The 16603-nt window shown below is 61.8% G+C and carries 16 protein-coding genes; all 16 read right to left on the reverse strand.

The window, feature by feature from the left end:
• Positions 1-6: 6 nt before the first annotated feature.
• Positions 7-528 (reverse strand): toxin-activating lysine-acyltransferase, encoded by a 522-nt coding sequence (locus DNK50_RS23095; protein WP_099584145.1) that lies wholly within the window; start codon positions 526-528, stop codon positions 7-9.
• Between the two features lie 11 nt (positions 529-539).
• Positions 540-2285 (reverse strand): ShlB/FhaC/HecB family hemolysin secretion/activation protein, encoded by a 1746-nt coding sequence (locus DNK50_RS23100; protein ID WP_244643504.1) that lies wholly within the window; start codon positions 2283-2285, stop codon positions 540-542.
• Positions 2286-2473: 188 nt separating this feature from the next.
• Positions 2474-2866, reverse strand: a complete 393-nt coding sequence (locus tag DNK50_RS23105; RefSeq protein ID WP_099584144.1) for a DUF2802 domain-containing protein — start codon at positions 2864-2866, stop codon at positions 2474-2476.
• Positions 2867-3349: a chemotaxis protein CheW gene (locus DNK50_RS23110; protein WP_099584165.1), complete on the reverse strand. Its 483-nt coding sequence runs from the start codon at positions 3347-3349 to the stop codon at positions 2867-2869.
• An 80-nt stretch (positions 3350-3429) separates the two neighbouring features.
• Entirely contained in the window at positions 3430-4230 is an 801-nt protein-coding gene (locus DNK50_RS23115; RefSeq protein WP_099584143.1) for a CheW domain-containing protein, read from the reverse strand.
• On the reverse strand, positions 4230-5018 hold the full coding sequence (locus DNK50_RS23120) for a ParA family protein (protein WP_090399980.1): 789 nt from the start codon (positions 5016-5018) through the stop codon (positions 4230-4232). Before DNK50_RS23120 ends, DNK50_RS23115 begins: the two co-directional genes overlap by 1 nt.
• Positions 5019-5068: 50 nt before the next feature.
• Positions 5069-5956 (reverse strand): flagellar motor protein MotD, encoded by an 888-nt coding sequence (motD, locus tag DNK50_RS23125; protein WP_099584142.1) that lies wholly within the window; start codon positions 5954-5956, stop codon positions 5069-5071.
• Positions 5957-5987: 31 nt separating this feature from the next.
• Positions 5988-6728 carry a flagellar motor protein gene (locus DNK50_RS23130; RefSeq protein ID WP_099584141.1) on the reverse strand — a complete coding sequence of 247 codons (741 nt, stop codon included), beginning with the start codon at positions 6726-6728 and terminating at the stop codon, positions 5988-5990.
• A complete protein-coding gene (locus DNK50_RS23135; RefSeq protein ID WP_112196365.1) occupies positions 6728-7867 on the reverse strand; it encodes a chemotaxis response regulator protein-glutamate methylesterase in 1140 nt (379 codons plus the stop codon). The genes DNK50_RS23130 and DNK50_RS23135 overlap by 1 nt, the downstream gene beginning before the upstream one ends.
• Before the next feature lie 48 nt (positions 7868-7915).
• Positions 7916-10117 carry a chemotaxis protein CheA gene (locus DNK50_RS23140; RefSeq protein WP_112196366.1) on the reverse strand — a complete coding sequence of 734 codons (2202 nt, stop codon included), beginning with the start codon at positions 10115-10117 and terminating at the stop codon, positions 7916-7918.
• Positions 10118-10128: 11 nt separating this feature from the next.
• A complete protein-coding gene (locus DNK50_RS23145; RefSeq protein WP_099584138.1) occupies positions 10129-10917 on the reverse strand; it encodes a protein phosphatase CheZ in 789 nt (262 codons plus the stop codon).
• Positions 10918-10935: 18 nt separating this feature from the next.
• Positions 10936-11310: a chemotaxis response regulator CheY gene (locus DNK50_RS23150; RefSeq protein WP_160385018.1), complete on the reverse strand. Its 375-nt coding sequence runs from the start codon at positions 11308-11310 to the stop codon at positions 10936-10938.
• Positions 11311-11480: 170 nt separating this feature from the next.
• Positions 11481-12221 carry an RNA polymerase sigma factor FliA gene (gene fliA, locus DNK50_RS23155; protein ID WP_015885174.1) on the reverse strand — a complete coding sequence of 247 codons (741 nt, stop codon included), beginning with the start codon at positions 12219-12221 and terminating at the stop codon, positions 11481-11483.
• Positions 12218-13051, reverse strand: a complete 834-nt coding sequence (gene fleN / locus DNK50_RS23160) for a flagellar synthesis regulator FleN (protein WP_003192912.1) — start codon at positions 13049-13051, stop codon at positions 12218-12220. Before fleN ends, fliA begins: the two co-directional genes overlap by 4 nt.
• Positions 13052-13157: 106 nt before the next feature.
• Positions 13158-14474, reverse strand: coding sequence for a flagellar biosynthesis protein FlhF (gene flhF, locus DNK50_RS23165; RefSeq protein ID WP_099584137.1), 1317 nt, complete (start codon positions 14472-14474; stop codon positions 13158-13160).
• Positions 14475-14486: 12 nt separating this feature from the next.
• Positions 14487-16601: a flagellar biosynthesis protein FlhA gene (gene flhA, locus DNK50_RS23170; protein ID WP_194733730.1), complete on the reverse strand. Its 2115-nt coding sequence runs from the start codon at positions 16599-16601 to the stop codon at positions 14487-14489.
• Positions 16602-16603: the final 2 nt, after the last annotated feature.

The following is a 16603-nucleotide window of genomic DNA, read 5'->3' on the forward strand; positions in this document are numbered from 1 at the left end:
GGCTGATCAGAGCGCGTCACTGGGTAACGGGTGAGTGGCAAACCAGGCTTGCGCCTCCAGGTCCAGGACGGCGATCCCCTGGAAATTCATGACGCGCAGTCCGCGCTCATCGCCTCGGTGGTACAGCGAACGGAAGATCCGTCCAGGCCACAACCGCCGTCGCAACAGGCCGCTGACCCGTCGCGTATGCCCGAACGGCGCGACCCAGTCGTTGATCCACAGGCGGTCGCCGCTGTCCCAGTCTGCGGCGGGCAGGCAAACGGCCGGCTCGCGCAGATAACGCGCCTCGGCCTCGGCACTGAGGTTGAGCCACGACAGGAAAAACACCGGGCGCCCCGCTTCGCTGATCAGGATGAACTGGCGGAGCTTGATCGCCGGCAACAACAGGGTCGACAGGCTGTGCAACGGCGCATCGCGATGCGCCGCCGAGTGCATCCACAACCACACCGCCGAACCCAGCACCTGGGCTTCGTCGATGGGGCTGTCAGGCGCCGTGGGCGCGAGCACTTCGAGGGTGTCGTCGGACATGCTGGCCTCCTTCAAAATGACCAGTTGGCGCTGAAGCCACTGGTCACGTCGGCGGTCTGGAAACCCTTGGGTTTTTCCAGGGGTTTGCCGGTATAGATGTCATAGGAAAACTGCTTGTAGCCGCCGCGCAGGCCCACCACTGCACCGGCCAGGCGGCGACCCAGCAGGTACTCGGTGGAATGCCCGCCAACCTGACCGTAATCCACGCCCACATAGAGTTCCTGGCCGGTGTTGCCCAGGCTCAGGCCGAGGTCATTGCTGAAGGTCCAGCCGCGTTCGGCAGACAGAATCTGCTCGCCATCAAACCCACGCACGGTGTAGCGCCCGCCGATCGAAAAGCGGTCCTGGGGGATCAGCGGCGTGCGGTTCCATTGCCCGCGCCAGCCGCCGATGTAACGCAGCTTCTGCTGGCCGACGCTGAACGGCACCTGCAATTGTGCGTTGGCGGAAATGATCTGCGAGCGCGACGTGCCTTCGCCGTTTTCTTCCTCGGGCGCGCGCAAGGCATCCCGTGCACCGGTGCCACGGCGATAGCCGACGCCGAGGTCGAGGGTGTTCGCACCGATGAACTCACGGTGATTGATCCCCGCCTGCCAACCGGCCATGCGCCGGCGCTGAAATTCGATTTCGGTGTCTTCGATGTAGTTGCTGGACGTACGGCTCCAACCGCCGAAGGACACGGTGGTCTTGCGCACCGCATCGCGATAGATCACCCGCGACAGCTGCACCTCATTGGTCCGGCTGCGGCCGCTGTAGGAATACGCCTGGTTCACCCCGGCGATAGTCTGGTGGTAGTCGTACTCGCTGGACGTCAGGCTCAACTGCCAATAGTCGTAGGGCACCGAATAGTGAATGGTGTGGCCCTTGGACCCACGGTCGCCGCTTTCACCGCCGCCCAGGTCATGGTTGAAGCTGATATAGAACAGGTCGTTGAGAGTCGCCACGTTGTCCAGTGACAGCGCGACGTTGCCCTGGTACTTGCCGGTCTGCTTGCTGCCGGAGTCGTCCACCGACAGGCTGACCCGTACCGGCACGGCCTGCTTCCAGGCGATCACCACATCGCTTTCGCCCGGCTGCGCATCGGCGCCTTCAGCGGGGGTGATCTGCACGTCGGCTTCGGCAGTGGGCACGCGCTTGAAATTTTCCAGCGCCTGTTCGATGTCGCGCAGGTTCAGCACATCGCCATCGGACGCGGGCATCGCATTCCAGTAGTGGGCGCGGGCGGAGGTGCCGGCGGCAAAACGGATGTGTTTGATCCGGCCGGGCACCACCACCAGCGACAGGGTGCCCTGGTTCAAGTCCTGGGCCTGGGCCAGCACGCGGGTGGTGATAAAGCCTTTGGCGATGATCGCGTTCTGAATGCGCTTCATGGTCAGGTTGATCCCGCGCGCGCCGACGCAACGGCCCTGCACGGGATCATCGGACGGGTTGGCGGCACGCAGGGCCCACTGGAAATCTTCGGCCTGGTCGCCGCTGAGGACCACGCGGTCGATCTTGAAGCACGGCGCTTCATCGCGCGGCAGGCGCAGGCTGGCATCGGTATCTTGAGGCGCTTGCAGGCGCACGTCGGGCGACGGCTCCAACTGCTCGCGTTGTGCACGCTCGCGCTGTTGCTGCTGGATCAATTGCTGGGCCGGTGCCTGCGGCTCGGCCGCCGACGCAGCCACGCTGACCAGCAAACCAACCGCAGTACAGGTGGAAATGCAGGACTGCAGCAACACTGATGGTTTTGTTCTAGGTACAGCGACGACAGACATTTCGCATCCTTGTGAGTGAAACTTCCTACATGCGCAGGCTTTGTCACCACAACGACACAAAAGTGCCCTGATAAAAGATGGCACTGTGACACATTTCGCAAAAGCAGCCATTCCCGGCTGCCCCAACTTTCACACTGCAACGCTCTAACTCAGGGGTCAGAGCGGTATTGGCAGGCGTGGACCCATCCTCAGCTTTTGTGCAATTTACTCATCAATTGCGCTTCAGCCTGGGTCAAGCCGCAGGACTGGGTCAGCTCATCCACCGTCGCGCCCATGCCCACCAGCTTCGCCGCCTGGGCAAACGACAGGCTCGCCGGGTCGCGCTGTTCGATCTGCGCCAGCTTGTCCGGCAACGGCGCGAGGATGGCGCGCAGTTCATGCACCTCATCCCCCACCTTCACCGCACTTTGCTGGAAGTGATCAACCCGTCTGACCAATTCCAGGATGCGCCGGTCACGCACTGCATCGCGCTCGGCCTGCTGCATCGCCAATTCGCGCTGCTGACGCACGTAGCGCAGCAAAAACGCCAGCGTCCCGGCCCACAGCAGGGCCAGGACAATCACCAAGGCTTCAAAAAACAATCAGATGTTCTCCAGATCCGACCACTCTTCTTCGCTCATCATCTTGTCCAGCTCAACCAGAATCAGCAGTTCGTTGTTCTTGTTGCACACGCCCTGGATGAACTTGGCCGATTCCTCGTTACCCACGTTCGGCGCGGTTTCCACTTCCGATTGGCGCAGGTAAACCACTTCGGCGACGCTGTCGACCATGATCCCGACCACTTGCTTGTCGGCTTCGATGATGACGATACGCGTGTTGTCGCTGATCTCGGTCGCATCGAGACCGAAACGCTGGCGGGTGTCGATTACCGTCACCACGTTGCCGCGCAGGTTGATGATGCCCAGCACGTAGCTTGGCGCACCTGGAACCGGGGCGATCTCGGTGTAGCGCAGCACTTCCTGCACGCGCATCACGTTAATGCCGTAGGTTTCGTTGTCCAGCTTGAAGGTAACCCATTGCAGGATCGGATCGTCTGTAGTGCTCTTACTTGGATTACTGCTCATACTCATGACCCCTTCAAATGCCGTTGCGTACGGCGTGTGTGCTTCGTTGGCCGCACTCGCGCGCGGCCCTTATTGTTCAATCAACTGCGTATGTTTACGGGCATCGACTTGACGGCACCGCTGGCGATCAACTCGGCCAGTTCGGCGACGTCGAGCAACGCGCACATGTGTTCGATCACGGTGCCGGCCAGCCAAGGCCGCTGGCCCCGGTGACTGCGCCATTTGATTTCGTTCGGGTCCAGGCGCAACGAGCGGCTGACTTGATGCACTGCCAGCCCCCATTCGTAGCCCTGCACCGAGATTACATATTGCAAGCCCTGGCGGAAGTCATCGCGGTAGCGGTCGGGCATCACCCAGCGTGCGGTGTCCAGGACCTTGAGGTTACCGGCCTGGCTCGGCAGGATCCCGAGGAACCACTCCGGTTGCCCGAACAGCGGGGTCAATTCCTGGCCTTCCAGGGAATAGATTGAACCCAGGCACACCAGCGGCACCGCGAGGGTCAACCCGGCGACGTCGAACAGCAGGCACTCGAACGGCTCGGCCGCCCAGGCCGGACGATCATCGCCGCTTACGGGTGGCGGCGTAATGCTCGGTGGCATATGCACTTCCACAACCGGTTCGACCACCACCGGCGCGACAGGCATGGCCACCGGCACGGCGACCGGCACGATCACCGGCGCGGTATACGCGTCACGCGCCTGCTCTTCCAATACGGCCAACTGGAACTCATCCAGAATACTCGCCGACGGTTCTTCTACCGCAGGCTCCAGCACCAGGATCGGTTCCGGCAGTTCTTCCCCGGTCGCTTCCTGCAGCAAGGCATCCAGGTAGGATTCCAGTGCCAGTTGCGGCCGGGTCTTGAGTTGGACAGGACGGTTCATCAGGCCACCTGCGCGACAAGCTGCTGGGACAGCAGGTGCTTGAGCAATGCGCGGTAGGCCAGCACCCCACGGCTCTTGCCGTCGAACTGCGACGGCGTCAGCCCGGCACGGCTGGCGTCACGCAGGCGCGTGTCCACGGGGATGTAGCCGTTCCAGATGGTCTCCGGGTAGGCGTCACGCAATACGCGCAAGGTGCCCAGCGACGCCTGGGTCCGGCGGTCGAACAAGGTCGGCACGATGCTGTACGGCAGCGCCTGCTTGCGCGAGCGGTTGATCATTGCCAGGGTGCTGACCATGCGTTCCAGGCCCTTGACCGCCAGGTGCTCGGTCTGCACCGGGATCACCAGTTGCTGGCTGGCCGCCAAGGCGTTGACCATCAGCACACCGAGCAACGGCGGGCTGTCGATGATCGCGTAATCGAAGTCCTGCCACAGTTGCGCCAGGGTCTTGGCGATCACCAGGCCGAGGCCGCTCTGCCCCGGCGATTGGCGCTCAAGGGTGGCCAACGCGGTGCTGGACGGCAGCAGGGAAATGCTCTCGTTACTGGTCGGCAGCAGCAATTGGCCGGGCAAGTCGCTCGGCACATTGCCCTTGTGCAGGAACAGGTCGTAGTTGCTGTGCTCCAGCGCGTCCGGGTCGTAACCGAAATAGCTGGTCATCGAGCCATGGGGGTCGAGGTCGACCACGACCACACGCTTGCCCGCCTCGGCCAGCAAGCCGGCTAAAGCGATGGAGGTGGTGGTCTTGCCGACCCCACCTTTTTGATTGGCAACTGCCCAGACTCTCATTCGGATGATTCCTCCCGGTGGACACACGCGCGACCGAGACATTGCATAGGTTATTGAGCCGGTGACGGAGAATTGACGGCACTCTGCCGAACCGGCGGCTTTGCAGGGGCCGGTGCAGTTTGTGTGCCAGCACGCTTCAAGGCCGCGTCCGGTGTTGCATTGGCAGTGCCGGTGCCGGTCAGGCTGCGGCGCACATCCAGGTTGCGTGAAACGACCAACACCACCCGACGGTTGCGCGCACGGCCTTCGAGCGTGGCGTTATTGGCCACCGGCTGGAACTCGCCATAGCCTACCGACGCCAGGCGTCCGGGGTTCACGCCCTGCATCGCGAGCATACGTACGATGCTGGCGGCACGGGCCGAGGACAGCTCCCAGTTGGTCGGGTACTGCGCGGTGCTGATCGGCACGTTGTCGGTAAAGCCTTCGACGTGGACCGGGTTTTCAAACGGTTTGAGGATCGCCGCCACCTTGTCGATGATGGTGAACGCCTGATCGCTGGGCAACGCATCGGCGCTGGCGAACAACAGGCTGGAATTGAGCTCGATCTCCACCCATAACTCATTGCCGCGCACGGTCATCTGGTTGGAGCTGATCAGGTCGCCGAACGCGGCGCTGATGTCATCGGCAATGCTTTTCAGCGGGTCGCTGGTACCGCCCACGCCGGCAGCGGTTTCGTCGCTGTCGTTGACCAGCGGCTTGGCCGGGGTCACGCTCTTGGGCCGTTCCTCACCAATCGGGATCGGCTTGAGCGAGCGGTCGGCATCGTTGAACACGCCGATCAACGCCTGGGAAATGACCTTGTACTTGCCTTCGTTGATCGACGAGATGGAATACATCACCACGAAGAACGCGAACAGCAAGGTGATGAAGTCCGCGTAGGACACCAGCCAGCGTTCGTGGTTGACGTGTTCTTCAGGCTCGCGACGGCGACGGCTCATTGGCAGCTCACCTCTACAGAAAGCATCCCCATCAATCCATGAAGCCCTGGAGCTTCAATTCGATGGAGCGCGGGTTCTCGCCCTCGGCAATCGACAGGATGCCTTCGAGCAACATCTCGCGGTAACGGGATTGGCGCATGGCAATCGACTTGAGCTTGCTCGCCACCGGCAACAGCACCAGGTTGGCACTGGCCACACCATAGATAGTCGCGACGAACGCCACCGCAATACCGCTGCCCAATTGGGAAGGATCGGCCAGGTTGCCCATCACGTGGATCAGGCCCATGACTGCGCCGATGATGCCGATGGTCGGCGCGTAGCCGCCCATGCTTTCAAAGACTTTGGCGGCGTTGATGTCGCGGCTTTCCTGGGTGTAGAAATCCACTTCAAGGATGCTGCGGATCGCTTCCGGCTCGGCGCCGTCGACCAGCAATTGCAGGCCTTTGCGCGAGTAGCTGTCGGGTTCGGCATCCGCCACGCCTTCCAGGCCCAGCAGGCCTTCCTTGCGTGCGGTGAGGCTCCAGTTGACCACCCGGTCGATGCCGCCGGCCAAGTCGACACGTGGCGGGAAGATAATCCAGACCACGATCTGCATCGCACGCTTGAACGAACTCATCGGTGACTGCAACAACGCAGCGCCCACCGTGCCGCCGATCACGATCAGCGCCGCCGGGCCGTTGGCCAGCGCGCCGAGGTGACCACCTTCGAGGTAGTTGCCGCCGATAATGGCGACAAACGCCATGGTGATGCCGATCAGGCTCAACACATCCATCAGAGGCAGGCCTCCACCAGATGCTTGCCGATGTCGTCCAGGCTGTACACGGCGTCGGCCAGGTCAGCCTTGACGATGGCCATCGGCATGCCATAGATCACGCAGCTGGCTTCGTCCTGGGCCCAGATTGCGCTGCCGCCCTGCTTGAGCAGACGCGCGCCTTCACGGCCGTCGGCGCCCATGCCGGTAAGCACTACCGCCAGAACTTTGTCGCCGTAGGACTTGGCTGCCGAACCGAAGGTAATGTCCACGCACGGCTTGTAGTTGAGGCGCTCGTCACCCGGCAGGATTTTGATTGCGCCACGGCCGTCGACCATCATCTGCTTGCCGCCCGGGGCCAGCAACGCCAGGCCCGGACGCAGGATGTCGCCATCCTCGGCTTCCTTGACGCTGATGCGGCACAGCTTGTCCAGACGCTCGGCAAAGGCTTTGGTAAACGCCGCCGGCATGTGCTGGATCAACACGATCGGCGCCGGGAAGTTGGCCGGCAGTTGGGTCAGTACGCGCTGCAAGGCCACTGGGCCGCCGGTAGACGTACCGATGGCAACGAGTTTGTAGGCCTTGCGCTTGGGCGCTGGCGAATGGGAATGCCCAGCCGTCGGTGCCGAGGTGCGTACCGGCGGCGGCGCGGGCCGGGCAACCGGGGCAGGCGCCGGGCGACTGAACGAGGAACTGGTAGGTGCAGCCGCAGGCGCTACCGGGGCAGGCGCTGGCGCAGGCGCGCTGAACAGGCTGCGACGGTTACTGCGGGAAATGCTGTGGACTTTCTCGCACAGCATTTGCTTGACCTTCTCGGGGTTGCGCGAGATGTCTTCGAAATTCTTCGGCAGGAAGTCCACCGCACCGGCATCCAGCGCATCGAGGGTCACTCGGGCGCCTTCATGGGTCAGCGAGGAGAACATCAATACCGGGGTCGGGCAGCGTTGCATGATGTGCCGGACTGCCGTGATGCCATCCATCATCGGCATCTCGTAGTCCATGGTGATCACGTCCGGCTTCAGCGCAATGGCTTGATCAATCGCCTCTTTGCCGTTGGTGGCCGTACCGACCACCTGGATGCTTGGATCGGCGGAAAGAATTTCCGAGACGCGGCGGCGGAAGAAACCCGAATCGTCCACCACCAGGACCTTGACTGCCATAAACACTCCGTTAGGTGGGGCGGGCATTACCGCCCTGCCCCACCAGAATCAAATACGCCGTGCGGCGTAACGCTTGAGCATGCTCGGAACATCGAGAATCAGCGCGATCCGACCGTCACCGGTGATGGTCGCACCCGACATGCCCGGGGTCCCCTGCAGCATTTTGCCCAAAGGCTTGATGACCACTTCTTCCTGGCCAACCAGTTGGTCGACGACAAAGCCGATCCGCTGGGTGCCCACCGAGAGAATCACCACATGGCCTTCGCGCTGTTCTTCATGGGCAGCCGATGCAACCAGCCAGCGCTTGAGGTAGAACAGCGGCAACGCCTTGTCGCGCACGATCACCACTTCCTGGCCGTCCACCACGTTGGTGCGCGACAGGTCGAGGTGGAAGATCTCGTTGACGTTGACCAGCGGGAAGGCGAACGCCTGGTTGCCCAGCATCACCATCAGGGTCGGCATGATCGCCAAGGTCAACGGCACCTTGATCACGATCTTGGAGCCCTGGCCCTTGGTCGAGTAGATGTTGATCGAACCATTGAGCTGGCTGATCTTGGTCTTCACCACGTCCATGCCCACGCCACGGCCCGACACGTCGGAAATCTCGGTTTTGGTCGAGAAGCCTGGGGCGAAGATCAGGTTGTAGCACTCGGTGTCGGTCAGGCGGTCGGCGGCGTCCTTGTCCATCACGCCACGCTTGACCGCGATATTGCGCAAGATCGCCGGGTCCATGCCCTTGCCGTCATCGGTGATCGACAGCAGGATGTGGTCGCCTTCCTGCTCCGCCGCCAGAATCACCTTGCCGCCACGGGACTTGCCCGAGGCTTCGCGTTCTTCCGGCGTTTCGACGCCGTGGTCGACAGCGTTGCGCACCAAGTGGACCAGCGGGTCGGCCAGGGCCTCGACAAGGTTTTTGTCGAGGTCGGTTTCTTCACCCACCAGTTCCAGGTTGATCTCTTTCTTCAGTTGGCGCGCCAGGTCACGAACCAGGCGCGGGAAGCGGCCGAAGACTTTCTTGATCGGCTGCATCCGGGTCTTCATCACCGCGGTTTGCAGGTCAGCGGTCACCACGTCGAGGTTCGACACGGCCTTTTGCATGGCTTCATCACCACTGCTCAGGCCCAGGCGCACCAGGCGGTTACGCACCAGCACCAGCTCGCCGACCATGTTCATGATGTCGTCCAGGCGCGCGGTATCAACCCGCACGGTGGTTTCGGCTTCACTGGCAGGTTTTTCCGGTGGCGGTGGCGCCGCAGCCCGCGCATGTGCTGGCGCCGGGGCGGCTGGCTTGGCCGCTGCCACAGGGGCAGGTGCAGGCGCGGCGGCCTTGGCGGCAACCGGTGCCGCCGTGGCCACAGCCGCCGTCGAGGCGACTTCGGTGAACTTGCCCTTGCCGTGCAAATCGTCCAGCAGCGCTTCGAATTCGTGATCGGAGATCAACCCATCGTCCGCAGGCTTGGCACTGGCGGCCGCAGCAGGCGCTGCCGCCACTTCCGGCAGGGCGTCGACCGCAAACGTGCCTTTGCCGTGCAACTGGTCCAGCAAGGCTTCGAATTCGTCATCGGTGATGTCGGTGCTGGCCGGGGCCGCAGGTGCTTCGACAGCCGCGACAGGCGCCACCGCATCGGCGGCGAACTGGCCCTTGCCGTGCAACTGGTCGAGCAGCGATTCGAACTCGGCGTCGGTGATGTCTTCGCTGGTCGGCGCCGCTGCCGGGGCAACGGCGGCCGGCGCTTCAGCCTCGGCCTTGACGGCACTGAGGGAGTTGAGCAACTGCTCGAACTCACTGTCGGTCACGTCCGCTTCAGGCTCCGCCACCGGCTCAGGCTCAGCCTCGACCACCGGCGCTGCCGTGGTGTCGGCCGGCTCTGCATAGCGCGCCAGGGCGGCCAGCAGTTCCGGGGTGGCCGCGGTGATCGGGGCACGTTCGCGAACTTCGCTGAACATGCCGTTGACCGCATCCAGTGCTTCGAGAATCACGTCCATCAACTCCGAATCAACGTGACGCTCACCCTTGCGCAGGATGTCGAACACGTTCTCGGCGATGTGGCAGCACTCCACCAGCTCATGGAGCTGGAGGAAGCCGGCGCCCCCTTTTACAGTATGAAAACCGCGAAAAATTGCATTGAGCAGGTTCGCATCATCCGGTCGGCTTTCCAGCTCGACCAGTTGTTCGGACAGTTGCTCTAAAATTTCGCCGGCCTCTACAAGGAAATCCTGAAGGATCTCTTCATCGGCGCCGAAGCTCATGTGGGTGCTCCTTAGAAGCCTAAACTGGATAACAGGTCATCTACGTCATCCTGACCTGACACAACGTCTTCACGTTTATCGGCATGAATCTGCGGACCTTCACCCTTGGCGAGATGTTTTTGTGGATCTTTTTCAGAGAGGATCGCTTCGCGGTCATGTTCGATGCCGGCAAAACGGTCTACCTGGCCAGCCATGAGCACCAATTTGAGCAGATTGCTTTCCACTTCGGTGACCAACTGGGTCACGCGCTTGATCACCTGACCAGTGAGGTCCTGGTAATCCTGGGCCAGCAGGATGTCATTGAGGTTGCTGGCGACCGTGCGGTTTTCCTGTTCGCTGCGCGACAGGAAACCGTCAACCCGACGGGCCAATTCACGAAACTCTTCAGCCCCCACTTCACGACGCATGAAGCGGCCCCAGTCAACGCTAAGCGCCTGGGCTTCAGTGGCCATGCCATTGACCAGAGGCGTGGCGTTTTCCACCAGGTCCATGGTGCGGTTGGCCGCGGCCTCGGTCAGCCTGACCACATAGGACAGGCGTTCGGTGGCATCAGTGATCTGCGAGATTTCTTCGGCCTGGGGCATGTGCGGGTCAATCTGAAAATTGACGATCGCACTGTGCAGCTCGCGTGTGAGCTTGCCCACTTCCTGGTACAGGCCGCGGTCACGGGTCTGGTTGAGCTCATGGATCAACTGCACCGCGTCGCCGAAATGGCCTTTTTCAAGGCTGTCGACCAACTGGTGAGCATGCTTTTTCAGGGTGGACTCGAAGTCTCCCTGTGACGATTCGTTATGCTCCATAGCTCCCCCGCGATGGCATTAGCCGTGGATGCGTTCAAAGATCTTTTCGATCTTCTCTTTCAAGGCCTGTGCAGTGAATGGCTTGACCACGTAACCGTTGACCCCGGCTTGGGCGGCTTCGATGATCTGCTCACGCTTGGCTTCGGCGGTTACCATCAACACGGGAAGACTGCGCAATTTTTCGTCGGCGCGCACGTGGCGCAACAAGTCGATGCCCGTCATGCCCGGCATGTTCCAGTCCGTTACCAGAAAGTCGATGCTCCCGCTGTTGAGGATCGGAATCGCCGTAAGGCCGTCATCCGCCTCGACCGTGTTTGTGAACCCAAGGTCACGCAACAGGTTTTTTATGATCCGCCGCATCGTTGAGAAGTCATCAACGATGAGGATTTTCATGTTCTTGTCCAATTCGACCTCCAAGCAGTCTTAAACGCGCCCAGCACCTGGACGCGCCATTTCAATCAACAGGCATTACACAAAAAGGACTGCCGGGGGCACCACGGATCGAACCCGCGACGGCCTATCACCATCGCGGTATCGCTTTGCAGTGCTCCCCACACTGCCTGTCAGCGCGCTCGCCACTCTCCCAAACGCCCCCGCAAGCGGGCTGCGCATTGGCTGTGCAACTGGCTGACACGCGATTCGCTGACCCCCAGGACCTCACCGATTTCCTTGAGGTTCAGCTCTTCGTCGTAGTACAGCGCCAACACTAACCGCTCGCGCTCGGGCAAGTTGGCAATGGCGTCCGCCAATGCGCCCTGGAAGCGTTCATCCTCCAGGTCACGTGACGGCTCCATGTGCGCGCTCGCGCCGTCCTCGTGCAACCCTTCGTGTTCGCCGTCCTGCAACAGGTCGTCGAAACTGAACAGGCGGCTGCCCAAGGTATCGTTCAAAATCCCGTAGTAATCGTCGAGACTCAATTGGAGTTCGGCCGCAACTTCGTGATCTTTAGCGTCGCGGCCGGTTTTTGCTTCAATTGCACGAATTGCGTCACTGACCATGCGCGTATTGCGGTGCACCGAACGCGGTGCCCAATCGCCTTTACGCACCTCATCGAGCATCGCGCCACGGATGCGGATGCCCGCATACGTCTCGAAACTCGCGCCTTTGCTGGCGTCGTATTTGGTCGACACTTCGAGCAAGCCGATCATGCCGGCCTGGATCAGGTCTTCGACCTGCACGCTGGCAGGCAGGCGTGCCAACAGGTGATAGGCGATACGCTTGACCAGCGGCGCATAGCGCTCAATCAACTCACCCTGACTGTCACGGGCAGACTTCTTGTAGGCGTTGTAGCCGTTCGCTGTCATAGCACCGGTCCTGCGCTCGTCTGATGTACCAATCGCTCGACGAAAAACTCCAGATGCCCCCGTGGGTTGGCGGGCAACGGCCAGGTATCGACCTTCTGGGCAATAGCCTTGAACGCCAGTGCGCATTTGGAACGAGGGAACGCTTCGTAGACCGCACGCTGCTTTTGCACAGCCTTGCGCACACACTCGTCGTAGGGAACTGCGCCGACGTATTGTAAGGCGACATCGAGAAAGCGATCCGTGACCTTGGTCAACTTGGCGAACAGGTTGCGCCCTTCCTGCGGGCTCTGGGCCATGTTGGCCAGGACGCGGAAGCGGTTCATGCCGTAGTCACGGTTAAGCAGTTTGATCAGGGCGTAGGCGTCGGTGATCGAGGTGGGTTCATCGCAGACCACCAGCAACACTTCCTGCGCGGCGCGCACGAAGCTGACCACGGACTCGCCGATCCCGGCGGCGGTGTCGATCACCAGCACGTCGAGGTTGTCGCCGATATCACTGAATGCCTGGATCAGGCCGGCATGTTGCGCCGGGCTCAGGTGCACCATGCTCTGGGTGCCAGAGGCGGCCGGCACGATGCGGATCCCACCGGGGCCCTGCAGCAGCACATCGCGCAGCTCGCAGCGCCCTTCGATCACATCGGCAAGGGTATGTTTGGGCGTCAGTCCCAGCAGAACGTCGACGTTCGCCAACCCCAGGTCAGCGTCCAGCAGCATGACGCGACGGCCAAGCTCTGCCAGGGCCAGGGACAAATTCACTGACACGTTAGTTTTCCCGACGCCACCTTTGCCGCCGGTCACCGCGATCACCTGTACGGGATGCATGCTGCCCATTTTATTTCTTTACCTTGTCTTGCTTAGACGCAGGCTACATGGCTTGGCCGCGTGAATCGCTTGCAGACCATCGATGTAGGTACATTTCACGGTGTTCATCCTGACTTCAACCGACCCGTTTTGCCGGGTTGTGGTAGAGGTCGGCGAACATATCGGCCATCGCTTCCTCGCTAGGCTCTTCTTGCATTTGCACGCTGACGGCGCGGCTGACCAACTGATGACGGCGCGGCAGATGCAGATCATCCGGGATCCGCGGCCCGTCGGTCAGGTAGGCAACCGGTAGTTCATGGCTGATAGCCAGGCTCAACACTTCGCCCAGGCTGGCGGTTTCATCCAGTTTGGTCAGGATGCAACCGGCCAGGCCGCAGCGCTTGTAGCTATGGTACGCAGCGGTAAGAACCTGTTTCTGGCTGGTGGTTGCAAGCACCAGGTAATTTTTCGACTTGATGCCACGCCCGGCCAGGCTTTCCAGCTGCATGCGCAACGCCGGGTCGCTGGCTTGCAGGCCAGCGGTGTCGATCAGCACCACGCGCTTGCGCAGCAGCGGGTCGAGGGCGTTGGCCAGGGATTGGCCCGGGTCGACGTGGGTCACCGGCACATTGAGGATGCGGCCCAACGTCTTGAGTTGCTCCTGGGCGCCGATGCGGTAGCTGTCCATGCTCACCAGCGCGATGTTGTTCGCGCCGTACTTGAGCACATAACGCGCTGCCAGCTTGGCCAGGGTGGTGGTCTTGCCCATGCCGGCAGGGCCGACCATGGCAATGATACCGCCCTCTTCCAGGGGTTCGATTTCCGGGGTAGTGATCATCCGCGCCAAGTGGGCCAGCAACATGCGCCAGGCCTGGCGTGGTTCTTCGATTTCGGTGGTCAGGGCCAGCAGGTCGCGGGACAACGGGCCGGACAAGCCGATGCGTTGCAGGCGGCGCCACAGGTTGGCCTGTTGCGGTTTGCTGCCTTGCAGTTGCGTCCAGGCCAGTGAGCCGAGCTGCACTTCGAGCAGTTCGCGCAGGCCGTTGAGTTCAAAGCGCATCGAGTCGAACACACGCTGGTCGACAGCCGCGGCCGGGGCTGGCGCGGCAGGACGCGGCGGCTCGACGAAGGTCGGCTCAACCAGGGGCTCGGCAGCGGTCAGCGGCAGGCCGGCGAACAACTGGCGATTGGTGGTGGTATCGCTGTCGCCACGCATGCTCAGTTCAGCCTGGGCCGAGACGATGCGCGAGGCGGTCTTGCGCAGCTCGTCTTCGAGCTCCATGTTCGGCACACGGGGCGCCAGTGCCGAGGGGGTGTAATCCAGGGCAGCCGTCAGCTCGACACCACCGGCAATACGACGGTTGCCGATAATCGCGGCGTCGGCGCCCAGCTCATCACGGACCAGTTTCATGGCCTGACGCATATCGGCGGCGAAAAAACGCTTCACTTGCATAACCCACTACCCTCAGCCGTTGGGCCCTACTGTCGCGACGATAGTCACTTGCTTGTTGTCAGGAATTTCCTGATAAGCCAAAACGTGCAAATTCGGTACTGCCAGGCGTCCAAAACGCGACAACATCGCGCGGACCGGGCCTGCCACCAGCAGAATCACCGGTTGGCCCTGCATTTCCTGGCGCTGCGCGGCGTCGATCAACGAGCGCTGCAGCTTTTCAGCCATGCTTGGCTCCAGCAGAACGCCCTCTTCCTGGCCTTGTCCTGCCTTCTGAATACTATTGAGCAATATTTGTTCCAACCTTGGTTCCAAGGTGATCACAGGCAGCTCGGAGTCAAGCCCTACAATGCTTTGCACGATTGCGCGGGACAATCCGACACGCACCGCAGCCACCAGCGCGGCAGTATCTTGACTCTTGGCGGCGTTGTTGGCGATGGCCTCGGCAATGCTGCGAATGTCGCGTACCGGCACCTGTTCGGCCAGCAACGCCTGCAGCACCTTGAGCAATTGCGACAGCGACAGCACACCCGGCACCAGCTCTTCTGCCAGTTTCGGCGAGGCTTTGCCCAGCAAGCCCATCAATTGCTGGACTTCCTCGTGGCCGATCAGCTCGTGGGAGTGCTTGTACAGAATCTGGTTGAGGTGGGTCGCAACCACGGTGCTGGCGTCGACCACCGTGTAGCCCAGGGATTGCGCCTGGCTGCGCTGGCTGATTTCGATCCACACCGCTTCCAGGCCAAAAGCCGGATCTTTGGCGGTAATGCCGTTGAGGCTGCCGAACACCTGGCCGGGGTTGATCGCCAACTCGCGGTCCGGGTAGATCTCGGCTTCGGCCAGGATCACGCCCATCAGGGTCAGGCGGTAGGCGCTCGGGGCCAGGTCGAGGTTGTCGCGGATGTGCACAGTGGGCATCAGGAAGCCCAGGTCCTGCGACAACTTCTTGCGCACCCCCTTGATCCGCGCGAGCAATTGGCCGCCCTGGTTGCGGTCCACCAGCGGAATCAGACGGTAGCCGACTTCCAGGCCGATCATGTCGATCGGGGTCACGTCGTCCCAGCCCAACTCCTTGGTTTCCTGGGCGCGGGCCGGGGATGGCAACAGTTCCTGCTGACGGGCGATCTCCTGTTGGGCAATCACTTTGACCTGGTTCTGCTTCTTCCAGAACAGGTACGCAGCGCCGCCGGCCAGGGCCGCCATGCTGAGGAACGAGACGTGAGGCATGCCCGGCACGATGCCCATGATCGCCATGATGCCCGCCGCCACGGCGAGGGCCTTGGGCGAGGCAAACATCTGCCGGCTGATCTGCTTGCCCATGTCTTCGGAGCCCGACGCACGGGTCACCATGATGGCCGCAGCTGTAGATAACAACAGTGATGGCAATTGCGCCACTAAACCGTCACCGATGGTCAGCAAGGCGTACACCTTGCCCGCATCGCCGAAGGTCATGCCGTGCTGGAAGATACCGACGGCGATACCGCCAATCAGGTTGATGAACAGAATCAACAGGCCGGCGATGGCGTCACCGCGCACGAATTTGCTGGCACCGTCCATGGAACCATAGAACTCGGCCTCCTGAGCCACTTCCAGGCGGCGGCTCTTGGCCTGGTTCTGGTCGATCAGGCCGGCGTTGAGGTCGGCGTCGATGGCCATCTGTTTGCCGGGCATGGCATCGAGGGTAAAGCGCGCGCTCACCTCGGAGATCCGCCCGGCGCCCTTGGTCACCACCACGAAGTTGATGATCATCAAGATCGCGAAGACCACGATACCGACCACATAGTTACCGCCGATCACCACCTCACCGAACGCCTGGATCACCTTACCGGCGGCGGCGTGACCGTCCTGGCCGTGGAGCATCACCACGCGGGTGGAGGCCACGTTCAGCGCCAGTCGCAGCAGGGTTGCCACCAGCAGGATCGTCGGGAACACCGCAAAATCCAGCGGCCGCAAGGCGTACACGCAGACCAGCAGGACCACGACGGAGAGGGCAATGTTGAAAGTGAAGAACACGTCCAGCAGGAACGGTGGCATCGGCAACATCATCATTGCCAGCATCACCAGCAACAACAACGGCACACCCAGATTGCCTCGCGAGAGGTCAGTCAGGGTCGTACGGGCCGTGCCGAGCATTT

The sequence above is a fragment of the Pseudomonas sp. LG1E9 genome, from assembly GCF_003290225.1.
Taxonomy (GTDB): Bacteria; Pseudomonadota; Gammaproteobacteria; order Pseudomonadales; family Pseudomonadaceae; genus Aquipseudomonas; species Aquipseudomonas cyclaminis.